Genomic DNA, 14805 nt, shown 5'->3' with positions numbered 1-14805 from the left:
TCTCGATTCAGATGGTGGAACTTGTACCGGCCGTCCCGGCGGGTGGTCACCAGACCGGCGGCCGCGAGCACATCCAGATGCTGCGAGACCGCCTGCCTGCTCGAGGTGAGCTGATGGCCCATGGTGAGCCGGGTACAGAGTTCGAATAGCGTCTGGCCGTCGCGATCGGCCAGCTCGTCGAGGATCGCGCGGCGTGTGGGATCGGCCAGTGCCTTGAATACATCGCCAGCCGGGCCGGTATTCACGCTCCTCACTATAGGCAAGCATCTACTTGCCTATCAATCCTCGGGCCGCAAACCGTGCGGTATCCAGGGCGAATGGGGCAGCGGCCGAGCTAAATTGGGTGGATGAATTATGAGTTCGTGGTGCTACCGGCAGGCGCGGCGGCATCGCCGGGGGACGTACTTCCCTACTTTCGTTCGCGGCGCGGGCAACCCGCGGACGACCATCTCTATCAGACCGTCATCGCCGGACTGCACGGGTGGAACAGCCGAATTCCGGCCGCCGCACGGCATGCCCGACTGCGGATCGAGGCGGCAGGAGATGCTGTGCGCGTGACCGCAGCCGATAGCGTGGACCGCCGAAGAACGCGTGGCTCCGCGAAGGATTATGCGGAGCCACGCATTCGCGAGCTCATCGAAGCGCTCATTACGGGTTTCGCCTACGAAATCTACGATGCGCGAGCCAACACCTTGACCAGCCCCGAAATCCGCCGCTTCGCCCTGGTGGATATCGGCGGTGAGCGCAAGTATTCCTCGCTCACCCAACGCGACATCTTCGACTGGGTCCGCCAGCTCCATCTGCTGGCCGCCACCCCATTCCTGATCGCCGAAAAGCGAAATGGCACCAAGAGTTTCATCCAGACCTACCGCAACTCCCCCACCGACTACACCGTCGAACTCCACCACCCCGTCCGCGACCAACGCCTCGGCGCCACACTGACCGACGGCGCAACCGTCGCCCAGCTCATCTGGGACTGGGCCAGTGACGAGTGGAGCCGCCTGGACCAAGTCCCGTGGGAGCCGCTGGACTGAGGCTCGGTCCAAAAGGTCAGCGCCACTCCATGATTCGCGCTGCGGCCGCGCGGCGATGTGCGTCCTCTTCGGTCGGGCCTTCGGCGATGCCTCGGATTCGTTCGCCTATCACCGGGATCCCGCCGACCGGTCGGAGCGATTATCTACGCGGCCCGAAACTGCATTAGCGCTAATGTATATTCTTGGGCATGCAGGTACTTCCGTCGCCGGGGCTCGGTGAGCTTCTTCGGTATGTCGGCGAGCTGGTCGATCGAGGTGCCGAGGAGGTGTACGCCTCACTTGGCATGTCGTACCGCCCTCGGTACACCCCGGTGTTGCGGGCGATGAACGACGGTGCATCAACCGTCACCGACATCACCAACCGGACGCACGTCACGCAGAGCGCAATCAGCCAGACCGTGGGGTTGATGGTGGCGGATGAGCTGCTCGAACGAGAGCGACTTCCCGATGGCCGCATGACCGGCCTGCGCCTGACCGACAAAGGGCGCGGTCTCGTCGAGCAGCTCGAGCCGCATTGGGAGGTCACGTTCGTGGCGGTCGTGGACTTGGAAAGGGAGATAGGATTCCCGATCCGGCGAGTTCTCGGAGACACTGCCAGCGCGTTGCAGCGCACAGGGTTCGCGGACCGGATCCGAGCGGCTCGGCAACACAAGCAGCAGCGGACTGTGTTGCTCGCACAGGGCGCAACACACGGCAAGAACTGGTTCGATCGCGAGGGGCGGGCGTACGCGCGCTTCCGTCCGGAGTACCCGGATCGTCTCGCGATGTTCCTCGCATCACTGGCGCCGGCCGCGGACCTCGCGGTCGATGTCGGATGCGGAACCGGGCAACTGACCTGCCAGCTCGCCCCCTACTTCTACGCCACGATCGGTCTCGATCCGAGCGCCGAGCAAATCGAGCATGCTCAACCGCAGAAGCGGGTCCGTTACATCCGGGCGCCTGCCGAAAAGCTGGCTGTCCCGGATCGCAGTGCTGCCCTGATCACCGCCGCCCAGGCGGTGCACTGGTTCGACCGGCCCGCGTTCTATTCCGAGGTCCGCCGGATCGCCGTCGACAGCGCGGTGCTCGCGTTGATCGGCTACGGGGTAATGCAACTCGAACCCGACCTGGCCGACCGGTTCGACCGCTTCTACCGCGACGAGATCGGCCCGTACTGGCCACCGGAACGCAAGCTTGTCGACAGCGGCTACGCGGACCTCGACTTCCCATTCGAGGAATACCCGGCACCGCCGATGCGCATCACGAAGGACTGGAACCTCAACGAGGTGCTCGGTTACCTGTCGACCTGGTCAGCGGTCCGACGAGTCAATGACGCGGGCAAGCCCGAGGTCCTACACACTTTCGCAGCGGACCTGACCGCCCTGTGGGGTGATCCCACGAAGCCGCGACAGGTCACCTGGCCCGTCAACATGAGAATCGGAATCGTATGAACACACTCGATGAACAACACCCGACCCTTCGCCTTGGCCTGTCGCACCGCGAGCACATGGTCGTCGGTGCGCAACACACCGTTCCCCATGTGGAACCGTCGTGGCCCGGGTTCGTCGACATGCCACCTGTTTTCGCCACCGCGATGATGATCGGATTCGTCGAACAGACCTGCATCACCGCACTCCGGCCATATCTGTCCGACAAGCAAAGAACGGTCGGCACCCACGTGGACGTCAGCCATGTCGCCGCAACGCCGGAAGGCATGACCGTGACCGCCGATATCACCCTGACCGACATCGACGGCAGAACCCTTCAATTCGACGTGACCTGCCACGACGAAAGCGGCCTTATCTGTTCGGGAACTCACCGCCGAGCAATCGTCGACATCGACGCCTTCATCAATCGCGTCGTCGGCAAGAAGGGCCAGCCACGCACCAGCGCCTGACGAGCCACCATGTCCAGCAGCCGCCAAGCGACGGCGACACCACGGTCATCGGCGACGATGGGCGTCGGGGTCGGTCTCGGCCCGCCAGCGCGTCAGCGCCTCGGCCGACGGGCGTGGCGTGGGCGGCGGGATCGGTCTCGGCCCGCCAGCGCGTCAACGCCTCGGCCGACGGGCGTGCGTACTTGCCGAGGCTGCGCACCGAGACATGCCCGGACATCTTCATCAGCATCGGGGTCGACGCCACGTCCGCGGCGGCCTGGGTCAACGCGCTGTGCCGAAACCGGTGCAGCGTGAACGGCCCGCCTGCCGCCATCAGGGTGTGCTCGTCGAACAGCTCGGCCGCGCGCCGATACGACAGCCCGGCCCGTTCGGCGCACCATCGGATTTCCGATACCAACGACATGGCCGAGGCGGGCAAAGCCGTCGACCGGGTCGCATTGGGCAACCGATTTATCTGCGGGACATGCCTACGACGAATGTCCGGGCAACACGCAGACCGCGTCCAGGCCGAGCACGTGGTTGAGTCGACCGAAGGCCAGCCATGATCCGATGCTCATGCTCAGCTCGACGATTTCGGTCTGGCTGTAGTGTGCCCGCATCCGGTCCCAGAACTCTTCGTCCAGATTGTGGTGATCGGTGGCGTAGCGTTCGGCGTATTCGGCGGCCAGCCGGGTGCGGTCGTCGAACAATTCTGTTGTGCGCCAATTGGTCACCGCGTCCGCGAACTCCGGCTCCACCTTCTGACCGTCGCGCTCGGTGCGCCAATCCAGGCAGAAAATGCAGCCGTTGACCTGGGCGATCTTCAGTCGTGCCGCCTCGAATTCACGCAGTCCGAGGGTCGAATGCGAGTACACCGACAGGGAGAAGTTCGAGGCCGCCAGGCCGATCCCGGGCACCATCTCGCCCCAGACGTAGCCGATCGGATCCTTGCCCTCGGGAATGTCGATGATCATGGGTGCTTCCTTCCGAGCTTGCCGACTGCTGGACGCAGTGGGACATCGAGTGCGTCATAGAGTCCGGGTTCGGCGTCCACGAGCCAGTCGATGGCGTTCACCAGCCGGCCGACCGCGGTGGCATTGCCACCCGCGGAACGGTTTCCGTCCTCGTCAGCGGCCTCGATGGTGATCTCGATGCGCGGATGGCCCTCGATGATCACGCGGTGCGCACCCTCGCCGTCGGGCGGCATCGGCCAGTCGGGCGCGCAGGACGGGTGGATCCGGGTGACGTGCTCGATGACGATCCGAGGCTCGCCCTCGACGATCCCCTGCACCTCGAATCGCAACGCGCCCTGGGTACCCGCTTCGAAATCACCCATCCGCTCGGTGCTGACGGTGGCGTCGAGCTCGCGGCGGTCCAGGGTTTCCCGGATCTCGTCCAGTTCGACGCCGAGCGCCCGGGCCATCAACCGAATCTGCCCGCCCCACACCATGGTTGGGACGCTCGGCGCCACCATCGGCGGCAGGTAGTCCATCGGCTGCCCCATACCGACCAGATAGCGGACCGAATCGGGCTGGTCGTAGGTGGTGTAGTCGAAGATTTCCTGGCAGCGGATCACCTCGACGGTGCTGCCGAGTCCGCTCATCAGCAGCGGCAGCACGTCATTGCCCCAGCCGGGATCGACGCCGGAGACGAATAGTGACCCGCCGCCCCGCGCGACCGCGGCCAGCACCGGATCGCGCACCTCGGATGGCGCACTGGACGGATCGTAGAGCGCATACAGCGCGGGGGTGACGACCACCGCTCCGGCTTCGATGGCTCGGATGATGTCGGCGAGTGCGTCATCCGGGCGGATATCGCCCGAGGCCGCATACACCACCGCCCGAGGTCCGGCGGCGAGGGCCGACTCGATATCGGCGGTCGCCGTGACGCCGAGGTCGTAGTCGAGCCCCGCGAGCGGGCCCGCGTCGCGGCCGACCTTATCGGGATTGTGGACGAGCACGCCCGTGAGTTCCAGCGCCGGGTGCGCGTCGACAGCGCGGATGGCCGCACGGCCGACATTGCCGGTGCCCCAGACGATCGTGGGGATCATCAAGTCAGCGTAGCAAGCGCTTGGTTCGGTGAAAGGGATTAGCGCAATTACGCTGTGCGGCTACGGAATTCGCGCGGTCACCGCCCGGTGTTGTAGCGAACCAGATAGTCGGCGAACCGGCGGATATCGGCGTCCTCCCATGCCGTCACGCGTTCGGCGAACTCGCGATGTCGACGTCGCTCGGCCGCCCCCGCGACCCGTCGTCCCTCCGTCGTCGGCCGCAGAATGTGGCTGCGGCGGTTCTCCGGATCGACCTCCCGGGTCAGATATCCCAGCCGCTCCAAGGCGCCGACCTGTCGGCTGACCGTGGATTTGTCGAGGACGAAATGGTCGGCGACATCGGTCGCCTGACAGCCGTCGCGCTCGATCACCAGGTCCAGAATGCTGAACGCGACCAGCGATAACTCCGGATGCAGCTCCGAGGCGCGGCCGCGGGCGCGCCGGGCGAATGCGGTCAGTTCGCGCTGGATGGTGTGGATCGCCGCGGTGCGCGTTTCCGAGGTCATGGTTGCATGATACATCAGTTGTATGTTACAACAATAACAGTTGTATTTACCAACTATTAGGAGTTGACCTTCATGCGTTCGCACCAGCTACGGCACGTCGCCGGACATCTGCTGACCCCACTGCTGATGTGCCTCGGCATGGCCCTGGCCTACCTGGGTGCGTTCCATCAGCCAGAGCCCAACCATCTGAAGGTGGCGGTGGTCGGCACATCCGCGCGGGACATGGTGCTCGCACAGACCATGAAGGACAAGGCGGGCGACGCGCTCGAGGTGATCACGCTGCCCACCCGCGACGACGCCACGGCGCAACTGCGCGACCGCACCCTCTCCGGTGCCTACGTTTCCGATGCGCAGCATCCGGAACTGCTTGTCGCCAAGGCCAATTCCGACACCACGGCCATGGCTGTCGAGTTGGTGTTCCGGCAGGTCGCGGGTGCGCAGGGCGCGCCGATGACGGTCACCGATATCGCCCCCACCGCAAGTGGCGATCCCACCGGACAGGGTCTGTTCTTCCTGCTCGTCGCACTGAGTATCGGCTCCTACGGCAGCGTCGCCGCAATCGGCGCAGCCGGTGCCGGACTGTCCATGCGGGTGCGTGCGGCGGTCGGGCTGGCCACCTCACTTGCCATCAGCATTATCGGAATCGCGGTGGCCGGACCCGTATTCCACATCGTCGACCACGACTACGCGGCGATCTGGGCCATGAGCTGGCTGTACTCGGCGGGCATCATCGCCGTCGGCATCGGACTGCACACCTTCCTGAAGCGCTGGACCACGCTCGCGCTGATGGTGCTGTTCGTCATGCTCAACTTCACGACCTCCGGTGGGATCTACCGTCCCGAACTGCAGAATGGTTTCTTCGGCTCGCTGCATGCGTTCTGGAACGGCGCGGGTTTCGTGGAAGGAGCGCGCAGCTTGTTGTACTTCGATGGTGGTGCGGGTTTCGCGAGTCGAATCGCCAGTCTGTTCGTGTGGTTGGCAGTCGGCGCGGTGCTGCTGGTGGTGGCCGCCGGATACGAACGCCGCAACTCCCCCGCTCCGGCCGCCCCCGAGCACGCGCAGCGATGGGTGGAGGCCGAAGAGGAAATGGAAGAGGCAGTAGGCGTCTGACGCATCGGTTGGTCGACCCGGCCCATGGATCCGTCCGATCCGTGGGCCGAATTCCCTACGCTGCCTCGGGTTCCCGGCCCACGCTGGTCTCTATGGTGGCATGAGCCCCGGCGTGCAACCATGATTCGCGGTCGTGTCACATCGCGGCCTGGCATCGGGTAGGATCCTCGACATCGCCGCTCTGGCACTCGATTCCACAGAACCTGTTTATATGTAACCGCGAGTTACACGCATTGCGCCACATCGGATCGGGCACGAGCCGCAACTTCGCATGGCGCGCAACATCTTCCAACCCGCACCCGAGTTGATCGACGCACTTTGCAGGTGCAAGATCATGGATGTGTCGCGTGGCGGCGCCGGGTGGACGGCGATCGGCATGGAGGCACCGTGATCGAGGAGTCCGCCGTGCATCCACATTCACGCTCTCACTGAGGTCGAGCCGGGCATCGAAGTCCGACGCATCCCCACCATTGTCTGCGGAGCCGCACGGCCCGTGCGACTTCCTCGATCGAGAGACGATCCATGGCAGCAACTCATCTCGACGCGAACCGGGCGCGCGCCCTCGGACAGGAACTCGTGGCGATCCACCACTGGCTCCGCACCGAACTCACCCGAATCCGAGCGGATGTCAGCGCCTATGCAGCGGGTTCCGATCTGCGGCCGACGCAACTTCGCGCCCACTGCACTGCATTCTGCGCCGCGCTGACCCGACACCACACCGGCGAAGACGCCGCGGGCTTCCCGGCGCTTGCTGGGCAGTTTCCGGAGCTGACGCCGGTACTGGCGGAACTGCGTGCGGACCACCAACTGGTCGCCGATATCCTGCGCAGGCTGACCGAACTGCTCGACTCGATCGGGCCGGATAATTCCGCTACCGTACGGCGCGAACTCGACGGCCTGGCCGCCATCCTGGAATCGCATTTCCAATGGGAGGAACGCAAACTCGTGCAGGCTTTCGACGAACTCGAAATGGGTGCCAGAACAGGCGAGGAACTACTCGGCGCCGAGGTTCGGCGGGGCCGTGTGCGGTCCTCTCGGGATTGAGCCGCCGGCCAGATAGGAGACGAGTACGGTATTACCGGACGGACCGCGTAGACAGGGGCGAGGAAGCATCGGTGGAAAGTCGGGGCGCGATATGAATCAGCCGTATTCGCACTGGTATGCCCAGAATTCGCCGGAGCACCTACCGCTGGCCGCCCGCTACCGCTCCGCCGATCCGATCACCTGGAACGGCAGTCTGATCTACCCCATGTACACCGAGCAGGTCGGGCCCGCGCCGATCCTGGTCACCATGACTCTGCTGTCCGCCGCACCGCCCGCGGGGCTACGCGGGCACGGAATCGGACTATCGGTGATAGATGGGCATATCGGCATCGATGGCAGACGCCTCGCCGGTGTCGACGTGTGGAGCGATGCCCTCGCCGCGGGCGTGAGTTTCGAAGTGATCCCGACCGATCCGGGCGCCCTGTTCTCCCTCACGCCCGTCTGGGTGGACGCCTACGGCGCGCAGAAATCCTGGAGCGGCAACTACGGCATCCTCATCGAACAGCCCCCGACCGGCCGACTCATTCTCTGGTGCAGCGTCGGCGAGGGCCCGCCCAACTTCGCCAATCTCGTAATCGAAGTAGACACCGCGAGCCTCCCCGCCGTCTCGGCCCCAACCCCGCCCTCCTTCGCTTCCAACATTCCGGCGCCGGAGCACACGCGGCCCGTCGAATCCCCCGCCACACAGTCGCCGCCGCTGACCGCACCACAGCGAACGGTGGCCGTCGAAGCCGAGCAGCCTCGCTTCCCGGAGCCGCGGCCGACACCACCAGACCTCGAATTGGTGCGCTTCCCGGAGCCACCGCAAACGGCATTCGCCCGGCCCGAGATCCCGGAAGCGGAGCAAACCACACCGTTGCAGCCTGCGCTGGCCCGGTTGGCGGAACTGCCGTCAACAGCCCGGTCAGCGGAACCGCCAGCACTGGTTACGGACACAATGCAGGCTCAGTCTCCGCAGACGCGGGAACCGGCAGCCGTAGATTCCAGCCGCAACCCGGTCGCACAGCCACCACGGCCCGAACCGCAGCAGCAGCGGCCCGCCGGGGATGGAGACCCCGGTTATCGCACTGCGCTCTACGATCTCGGCGTCGCGATGTTCGGGCGCGGCGACGAGGAGCAGGCCTGCGGGCTGTGGGCACAGGCTGCCGGCGCCGGACACGCCGGGGCGGCCTATGACCTCGGAGTTGTCTTGCTCCGCCGCGGTGAGCTCGGCGATGCCGAACGCTGGTGGCGCACTGCCGCCGATCGACGCGAATTACGCGCCATGGTCGGGCTTGCCGAACTGCTCGAACGTCAGGGCAATCACGCCGAGGCCAGCGCCTGGCGCGCCTGCGTGGCCGAGGAGCAGCCCGGGAAGCCCGGTCAATCGGTCAATTCCGGCTGAACGCCAGCGGAATGCGATGTGGCCGGTCGTGCTCGGGCGACCGTGATATTGCTACCCCTCGAGCTGACAAATCACTTGCCCGACTCGGGGGTCTTTGGGGTATCGACGGGGCTACGATGCGCAGATGGCGCACTCCGCTCCGCCGGTTCCGGGGGCGACGGCCGCTCCGGACCGCTCGCCGGGTGGTTCTCGCGGTGTCGCCGAGGTAGTCGAGCGGTTCGCCGAGGCCTGGCGGGTGGCCGACGTGCCCCCGGATCTACCCGCCTACCTGCCGGACTCCCCCGCCATTCGCCGGGTGTCGCTGATCGAGCTGATCAAGGTCGATCTGGCGAACCGCTGGATGCGCGGCACCGAACCGAAGCGTCTCGCCGAATACGTCGACGACCTGCCGGAATTGCGGACCTGGCCATTGCCGCCCGATCTCATCTACGAGGAGTTCCATGTCCGCAGGCGCGCGGGCAGTTCGGTAGCTGTCGAGGAATACACCGCGGCCTACCCGCAGCAGGCACAGCAGCTCTCGGAGATGCTGGCCACCGACGACTACCGCAGCACACTGCTGACGGGCGCCGCCGATCCGGTGGATCTCGACGATATCGAGGTCGGCCAGAAGATCGACGATTTCGACCTGATGACCGGTCTGGGCCGTGGCGCATTCGCACGGGTCTTCCTGGCCAGACAGCGTTCCATGCAGCGGCTCGTCGCGGTGAAGATCTCCCGGGACAAGGGTGCCGAACCGCAAACCCTGGCCCAGCTCGACCACGACTACATTGTGCGGGTCTTCGACCAGCGGGTTCTGCAGAGCCGTCGACTTCGGCTGCTCTATATGCAATACGTGCCGGGCGGCACGCTGTTCACAGTGCTGGAGCGGGTGCGCAATACTCCGGAAGCCGAGCGCAGCGGCGCGCTCCTGCTCGACGTCATCGACTCAGTACTCGCCGATAAGGGCGAGATCCAGCCCAGTGAATCCGCGGTGCGTGCCGAATTGGCTGCACTGTCCTGGCCGGAGACGATCGCCTGGCTCGGGCGCAGACTCGCTCTGGCGCTGGACTACGCCGGACGCTGCGGTGTGCTGCACCGCGATATCAAACCGGCCAATGTGCTGCTGACCGCGGAGGGCATTCCCAAACTCGCCGATTTCAATATCAGCTTCAGCGGCAATGTCTCCGGCGACAGCCCGGTCGCCTACTTCGGCGGTTCCCTGGCCTATATGTCACCGGAGCAGCTGGCCGCCGTGCATCCGGACAAATCGACGACGGCCGCCGACCTCGACACGCGCAGTGACCTCTACGCACTGGCGGTGATGCTGTGGGAACTGCTCACCGGCAGTAAACCTTTCGATGACAAGATGGCGACCGGCGGTGACCGCACCACACTCGACGGCATGCTGGACCGCCGCTCGGGCAGCCCGCAATCGCTGCCGTACCAGGACCTTCCGGCCGACTGTCCGGCCGCGCTGCGCCGCGCGCTGGTCCGCGCCCTCGAACCGGATCCCGAACGGCGGTGGGCACGCGGGGCGGATATGGCCCAGCAGTTCGATGTCAGTCTCGACGCGCGCGCCCGCGATCTGGTCGACCCGCCGCCGCACAGTTGGCGGCTACGCGCCCGACTGCTCATGCATCCCATCATGGCGCTGGCCATCGCCGTTCCCAACGCATTGGCAATCCTGTACAGCTACAACCACAATCGCACCTTGATCATTGCCAAACTCGATGAGCAGGCACAGCACCGCTTCGATCAGATCGCCGTCATCACCTACGGCATCTGCTTCCTCATCGGGGTCATTGTCACCACTGTGCTGGTGGCGAATCTCTGGTCCATCTCACGTGGGCTACGCACGGGCAAGTGCTACGACGCACCCACGCTGACCAGAGCCCGCACCGACACACTGCAACTCGGCCGCCGAACTGTGTTGACCTGCTTTGCGTTATGGGTGCTGGCCGGTGTGGTCGTCCCGGTTTCGGTGCAGGTCTCGGGCAACCACCTCACCGCCGGGGCCTATCTGCACTTCTTCATCACCCAGATCGTCTGCGGCGCGATCGCCATGGCCTACCCATATTTCCTGGTCAATTTCTATGCCGTGCGCAGCATCTATCCGATGTTCCTGCCGCACGGTGGACTCGGCGCCGCCGACGACGCCCAGCTGCGCCAACTCGACCGCCGCAGCAACTATTTCCTCGCCATCGCCGCCGCCGTACCGCTGCTGGGCGTCGCGGGCGCGACGTTCATTCCCGCCATGGACATTCCGGCGGTCATCGTTGCGGTGCGCGTGCTCTGTGTCGGCAGCGCGCTGGCGTTCATCGGCATCTACTGGTTGTTCCGGATGCTCGAACAGGATCTCGCCGCGCTGGAACGCATTGTCGCCGAGCGCATTGTCGCCCGATGACTACCACGCCGTCAGGTGACAGTGACCCGCGTCCGGTCCTCGACGTCACCACCGCAACCGCACAGCGACGAAGCTGCCGAGCAGTGTAATTCGAAGGTGTATCCCTCTTGGCCGACGACGAGCCGTAGCGGCGGTGCGGTGATCGGTGTCCCTGCTGTTCCGCCGCGGATCAGCAGAACCGGATGCGTATCCGATGTCTCGGCCCGCTGGCACGCCGATTCCCGGGAACAGTCGACAGTAGGTCTGCGGGTCCACGAGCAGATCCCACAGGGGTATGCGCGCTCCTCCGCACTCCGCGTCGACATTGATGACATCCGTAACCAACTGCATGCATTTCTCGGAGGCCGAATCGATGTGGCCGAGACGGCATTGTTATGCGTTTGTACCCAGCGGTAACACCTAGATCAAGTGTTCGTTGCTTGCCCGAAGTTGCCGTATATCCAGTGCCAGCGAACCGATTCCCGCAGCCCATGTGGCATTGCACAATGTGATCGAGAACGCTTCGTGCACCGTCATTGCGCGGGGCCTGGGAAACCGGGAGCAAACATGACCGCCAGAGCAGATCTCGAACTCCAACTGGGCGGTCCGGTCGCGGCCCTGGATCAACTCTCCGATGCAGAGGCCGCCGAACTGCTGATCATGTTCCGCGCTGCGCGCAAGGCCGAGACGGCCGGGCTCGCCGCGGTCGTCGACAGGTTGGTGGGCGCGCTGCCCTGGCCGCTGCGCACGGCGGCGAAGAAGATCATGTTCGGGAATCGGCTCGGCTGATGAAGTCGGCGTCACAGAGCGAATCGATGCAGGGTGGGCCCGATATGGTGACCAGGGCACAGCTCATTCTGCTGGCCCGCACGCTCGATGTTCCCGTCGAGCGCCTGGCGCATCTGGAGCGGCTCGGCGCCGAGCAATTGCACGAGCTGCAACAGCGCATGGCACGCGTCATCTTCGACTACCACGCCGCGACCTTCAAGCGGATCAGCATGCTGGCGCCGATCATTCCACTGAGCATTTCGCTGCCGCTGGTGCAGCGGATCGTGCCGCCGCTGATGGGCGGACGTGCGGCGGGGGCGGTCGGCATCGCGCATCCCAAGAGGGCGGCGGAAGCCGTCGGGATGGTGGATCCGAAATATGTCGCCGATTGCGCGCCGTATATCGACCCGCACACCGTCGGGAAGCTCGCGGAGATCGCCCCGACCGAACCGATCGTGCGCATCGCCAACGAGCTGCTGCGCCGCCGAGACTATGTCACCGCGGGTCCGTTCCTGGGCTACGCCACCACGCCGCTGATCCGAGCCATCGAGGCAGGCGTGCCGGACGACGCTGGGCTGATCCTCTCGGCGGCCTACGCCTACTCGGCCTCGAATATCAGCGCGATTGTGCGTCAACTGCTGACCGGACCACTGGACCGGGTACCGCGCATGCTCGCGACGGTTCTCGCCGGATCGACCGATCTGCGACTGGCGGCCGTATCGGTGTTCGCCCGCTGCGATGAGGATGTGCTCGAGGCGCTCGGCGACATCCTGCTCGATATCGGACCGCCCGAAGCCATTACCGACCTGGCCAGCACCGTGATCGAGCACGGTGCGATCAACGACCTGCTCCGCTTTACCGCCTATCTGAGCCCATCTGCCCTGGACACCGTGGCGGCGAACCCGATCACCGCCGATACCGCGGCAATGTCGGCACTGGTCGCGGCACTCGCGCAACAGACCGATCCGATACTCTGGCGCGGCCTGCTCAATCTGGTCGAGCGCACCGAGCTCGATGTCCAACGCCGAATCGGTGCCAGTCTTCTGGAATTGCCCGAATCAACACTGGCCGCGCTACCCGCGATCGCGACCACGGGGCACCTGAGGCCCACCCTGCTGCGCGTCCTCGCCGGGGTCGACACCGATACCCAGGTCCGCATCGGTGAGATCTGGGCCGAGCTGCCCGCCGACGATCGCGACGATATCGAGCGTGGCGCTCGCGAACTCGGTCTGGCCACCCGCCTCGCGACACTCACGGTCACGATGCACATCTACGGCTGACAATCGCAATCCACACAACCGAATGCGCACGCGGGCAACCGGTCTCGGGCGAACCGGGCGCGGCAGGCGCGCGCCGTACGCGGGTCGGCACCATCGCTGATGCCCGCATGACGTACGGCGCGCGACGAACTACACCGGGGTGAAGTCCCGGCTGGCGATATAGGTCGGGCGCGGCGCCGGAGCGGCGAACGGCTCAACCAGGGTGTTCTCCACGCTGTTGAACACCAAGAAGATATTCGAGCGCGGGAACGGGGTGATGTTGTTCGACGAGCCGTGCATGATATTCGAATCGAACAGCAGGGCCGATCCGGCGGGACCGGTGAACTGGGTGATCCCGTAGCGGTCCGCGAGCGCCGCGATATCGGCGTGGGTGGGCACGCCGATCTCCTGTTCCTGCAACGACTCCCGATAGTGCTCGGCCGGGGTGCTGCCGATGCACGGCACGAACGTCCGGTGCGAACCGGGCATCACCATCAGACTGCCATTGATCGGGTAATTGTTGGTCAGAGCGATCGATAGACTGACCGCGCGCGGCGCTGGCATACCGTCCTCGGCGTGCCAGGTCTCGAAATCCGAATGCCAGTAGAAGCCCGTGCCGCGGAAGCCGGGCATGTAGTTGACCCGGCTCTGATGAATATAGACCTCGGAGCCGAGCACCTGCCTGGCCAATCCGGCGACCCGGGATTCGCGCACCAGGTCGGAGATCGCGGCGCTCAGCCGATGAACCTCGAACACCGAGCGCACTCGATTCGAGGACTTCTCCACGATCACCCGGTCATCACCATGCAGCTCCGGAGCACCTGCGAGACGGTCGATTTCGGCGCTGAACTCGTCCACCTCGGTGGGCGTCAGCAGCTGCTCGACTATGCCGAAACCGTTGGCGTCGAAAGATGCCAGCTCCTCGGAATCGGCCGCACCCCATACGGTCGGATCGGCGCGGTCCTGATGCCGACCCGGGGTGGCGAGCCGGGTCGGGTAGCGATCGTCGGTGTGCACCAACGTCATTGCGCCTCCTATCCGCCGATCTGGGCCGCGACGAGCGGGTAGACACCGTTACTGTCGTGGACCTCCTGCCCGGTGACCGGCGGGTTGAACACACACATCATCCGCATCTCGGTACGCACCTCCAGGCGGTGGCGTTCGTGTCCGTCCAGCAGATACATCGAGCCGGGCGCCAATTCGTAGGTGACGCCGCTGTCCAGATCCGTCAGCGTCCCTTCGCCTTCGATGAGCCAGACCGCCTCCACGTGATAGCGGTAGTGGAACTCGTGCACGGTTCCTGCCTCGATGGTGGTCTCGTGGAAGGAGAATCCGACGCCATCGCCGCCGAGCACGATGCGCTTACTGCGCCAGCCCAGGCCCTCGACATCGCGGTCGGTGCCGGTGATCTCCGCGGTGCTGCGCACGATCAT

The 14805-nt window shown here is 65.3% G+C and carries 16 protein-coding genes; 9 read left to right on the top strand and 7 right to left on the bottom strand.

Translation table 11 applies throughout. From position 1 onward, the window contains the following. Window positions 1–245, bottom strand: a 245-nt coding sequence (locus tag ABZW16_RS32605; protein WP_354959936.1) for a metalloregulator ArsR/SmtB family transcription factor, incomplete at its 3' end; no start/stop codon positions are given. Window positions 246–347: 102 nt separating this feature from the next. Here ABZW16_RS32605 and ABZW16_RS32600 point away from each other — a divergent pair. The 3 genes from ABZW16_RS32600 to ABZW16_RS32590 all read left to right on the top strand — a co-directional run bounded on the left by ABZW16_RS32600 (window position 348) and on the right by ABZW16_RS32590 (window position 2910). Beyond that, window positions 348–1034, top strand: a complete 687-nt coding sequence (locus ABZW16_RS32600; protein WP_354959935.1) for a hypothetical protein — start codon at window positions 348–350, stop codon at window positions 1032–1034. A 188-nt stretch (window positions 1035–1222) separates the two neighbouring features. Next, a complete protein-coding gene (locus ABZW16_RS32595) occupies window positions 1223–2464 on the top strand; it encodes a methyltransferase domain-containing protein (protein ID WP_354959934.1) in 1242 nt (413 codons plus the stop codon). 56 nt (window positions 2465–2520) lie between these two features. Beyond that, the gene (locus tag ABZW16_RS32590) at window positions 2521–2910 is read left to right on the top strand and encodes a thioesterase family protein (protein ID WP_354959933.1); all 390 of its coding nucleotides are present in this window, start codon (window positions 2521–2523) and stop codon (window positions 2908–2910) included. Here ABZW16_RS32590 and ABZW16_RS32585 read toward each other — a convergent pair. The 4 genes from ABZW16_RS32585 to ABZW16_RS32570 form a co-directional block, all read right to left on the bottom strand. Continuing rightward, on the bottom strand, window positions 2864–3313 hold the full coding sequence (locus tag ABZW16_RS32585; protein ID WP_354959932.1) for a hypothetical protein: 450 nt from the start codon (window positions 3311–3313) through the stop codon (window positions 2864–2866). The genes ABZW16_RS32590 and ABZW16_RS32585 overlap by 47 nt on opposite strands. 64 nt (window positions 3314–3377) lie before the next feature. Continuing rightward, window positions 3378–3863: a carboxymuconolactone decarboxylase family protein gene (locus tag ABZW16_RS32580; RefSeq protein WP_354959931.1), complete on the bottom strand. Its 486-nt coding sequence runs from the start codon at window positions 3861–3863 to the stop codon at window positions 3378–3380. Beyond that, the gene (locus tag ABZW16_RS32575) at window positions 3860–4939 is read right to left on the bottom strand and encodes a dihydrodipicolinate reductase (protein WP_354959930.1); all 1080 of its coding nucleotides are present in this window, start codon (window positions 4937–4939) and stop codon (window positions 3860–3862) included. Before ABZW16_RS32575 ends, ABZW16_RS32580 begins: the two co-directional genes overlap by 4 nt. Before the next feature lie 77 nt (window positions 4940–5016). Further along, the gene (locus ABZW16_RS32570) at window positions 5017–5445 is read right to left on the bottom strand and encodes a MarR family transcriptional regulator (RefSeq protein WP_354959929.1); all 429 of its coding nucleotides are present in this window, start codon (window positions 5443–5445) and stop codon (window positions 5017–5019) included. A 72-nt stretch (window positions 5446–5517) separates the two neighbouring features. Here ABZW16_RS32570 and ABZW16_RS32565 point away from each other — a divergent pair, with 72 nt between their 5' ends. The 6 genes from ABZW16_RS32565 (at window position 5518) to ABZW16_RS32540 (ending at window position 13393) form a co-directional block, all read left to right on the top strand. Beyond that, window positions 5518–6555, top strand: a complete 1038-nt coding sequence (locus ABZW16_RS32565; RefSeq protein ID WP_354959928.1) for a hypothetical protein — start codon at window positions 5518–5520, stop codon at window positions 6553–6555. A 522-nt stretch (window positions 6556–7077) separates the two neighbouring features. Further along, window positions 7078–7599 (top strand): hemerythrin domain-containing protein, encoded by a 522-nt coding sequence (locus tag ABZW16_RS32560; protein ID WP_354959927.1) that lies wholly within the window; start codon window positions 7078–7080, stop codon window positions 7597–7599. A gap of 91 nt (window positions 7600–7690) precedes the next feature. Then, a complete protein-coding gene (locus ABZW16_RS32555; RefSeq protein WP_354959926.1) occupies window positions 7691–8983 on the top strand; it encodes a hypothetical protein in 1293 nt (430 codons plus the stop codon). A 124-nt stretch (window positions 8984–9107) separates the two neighbouring features. After that, window positions 9108–11366, top strand: a complete 2259-nt coding sequence (locus ABZW16_RS32550) for a serine/threonine-protein kinase (protein WP_354959925.1) — start codon at window positions 9108–9110, stop codon at window positions 11364–11366. A gap of 546 nt (window positions 11367–11912) precedes the next feature. Continuing rightward, window positions 11913–12134 carry a hypothetical protein gene (locus ABZW16_RS32545; RefSeq protein WP_354959924.1) on the top strand — a complete coding sequence of 74 codons (222 nt, stop codon included), beginning with the start codon at window positions 11913–11915 and terminating at the stop codon, window positions 12132–12134. Next, entirely contained in the window at window positions 12134–13393 is a 1260-nt protein-coding gene (locus ABZW16_RS32540) for a hypothetical protein (protein ID WP_354959923.1), read from the top strand. Before ABZW16_RS32545 ends, ABZW16_RS32540 begins: the two co-directional genes overlap by 1 nt. Window positions 13394–13522: 129 nt before the next feature. Here ABZW16_RS32540 and thpD read toward each other — a convergent pair whose 3' ends face one another. Both thpD and ABZW16_RS32530 read right to left on the bottom strand, forming a co-directional pair. Beyond that, entirely contained in the window at window positions 13523–14398 is an 876-nt protein-coding gene (thpD, locus tag ABZW16_RS32535) for an ectoine hydroxylase (protein ID WP_354959922.1), read from the bottom strand. Window positions 14399–14406: 8 nt separating this feature from the next. After that, window positions 14407–14805, bottom strand: a complete 399-nt coding sequence (locus ABZW16_RS32530) for an ectoine synthase (protein ID WP_354959921.1) — start codon at window positions 14803–14805, stop codon at window positions 14407–14409.

The organism is Nocardia sp. NPDC004604, assembly GCF_040609795.1.
GTDB lineage: Bacteria > Actinomycetota > Actinomycetes > Mycobacteriales > Mycobacteriaceae > Nocardia.
This window is presented reverse-complemented; position numbering and strand designations above follow the sequence as displayed.

Bases quoted from the DNA above. Each gene is read 5' to 3' on its own strand.
- ABZW16_RS32600 (WP_354959935.1), top strand. From the start codon at position 348: ATGAATTATGAGTTCGTGGTGCTACCGGCAGGCGCGGCGGCATCGCCG.
- ABZW16_RS32595 (WP_354959934.1), top strand. From the start codon at position 1,223: ATGCAGGTACTTCCGTCGCCGGGGCTCGGTGAGCTTCTTCGGTATGTC.
- ABZW16_RS32590 (WP_354959933.1), top strand. From the start codon at position 2,521: ATGGTCGTCGGTGCGCAACACACCGTTCCCCATGTGGAACCGTCGTGG.
- ABZW16_RS32585 (WP_354959932.1), bottom strand. From the start codon at position 3,313: ATGTCGTTGGTATCGGAAATCCGATGGTGCGCCGAACGGGCCGGGCTG.
- ABZW16_RS32580 (WP_354959931.1), bottom strand. From the start codon at position 3,863: ATGATCATCGACATTCCCGAGGGCAAGGATCCGATCGGCTACGTCTGG.
- ABZW16_RS32575 (WP_354959930.1), bottom strand. From the start codon at position 4,939: ATGATCCCCACGATCGTCTGGGGCACCGGCAATGTCGGCCGTGCGGCC.
- ABZW16_RS32570 (WP_354959929.1), bottom strand. From the start codon at position 5,445: ATGACCTCGGAAACGCGCACCGCGGCGATCCACACCATCCAGCGCGAA.
- ABZW16_RS32565 (WP_354959928.1), top strand. From the start codon at position 5,518: ATGCGTTCGCACCAGCTACGGCACGTCGCCGGACATCTGCTGACCCCA.
- ABZW16_RS32560 (WP_354959927.1), top strand. From the start codon at position 7,078: ATGGCAGCAACTCATCTCGACGCGAACCGGGCGCGCGCCCTCGGACAG.
- ABZW16_RS32555 (WP_354959926.1), top strand. From the start codon at position 7,691: ATGAATCAGCCGTATTCGCACTGGTATGCCCAGAATTCGCCGGAGCAC.
- ABZW16_RS32550 (WP_354959925.1), top strand. From the start codon at position 9,108: ATGGCGCACTCCGCTCCGCCGGTTCCGGGGGCGACGGCCGCTCCGGAC.
- ABZW16_RS32545 (WP_354959924.1), top strand. From the start codon at position 11,913: ATGACCGCCAGAGCAGATCTCGAACTCCAACTGGGCGGTCCGGTCGCG.
- ABZW16_RS32540 (WP_354959923.1), top strand. From the start codon at position 12,134: ATGAAGTCGGCGTCACAGAGCGAATCGATGCAGGGTGGGCCCGATATG.
- thpD (WP_354959922.1), bottom strand. From the start codon at position 14,398: ATGACGTTGGTGCACACCGACGATCGCTACCCGACCCGGCTCGCCACC.
- ABZW16_RS32530 (WP_354959921.1), bottom strand. From the start codon at position 14,805: ATGATCGTGCGCAGCACCGCGGAGATCACCGGCACCGACCGCGATGTC.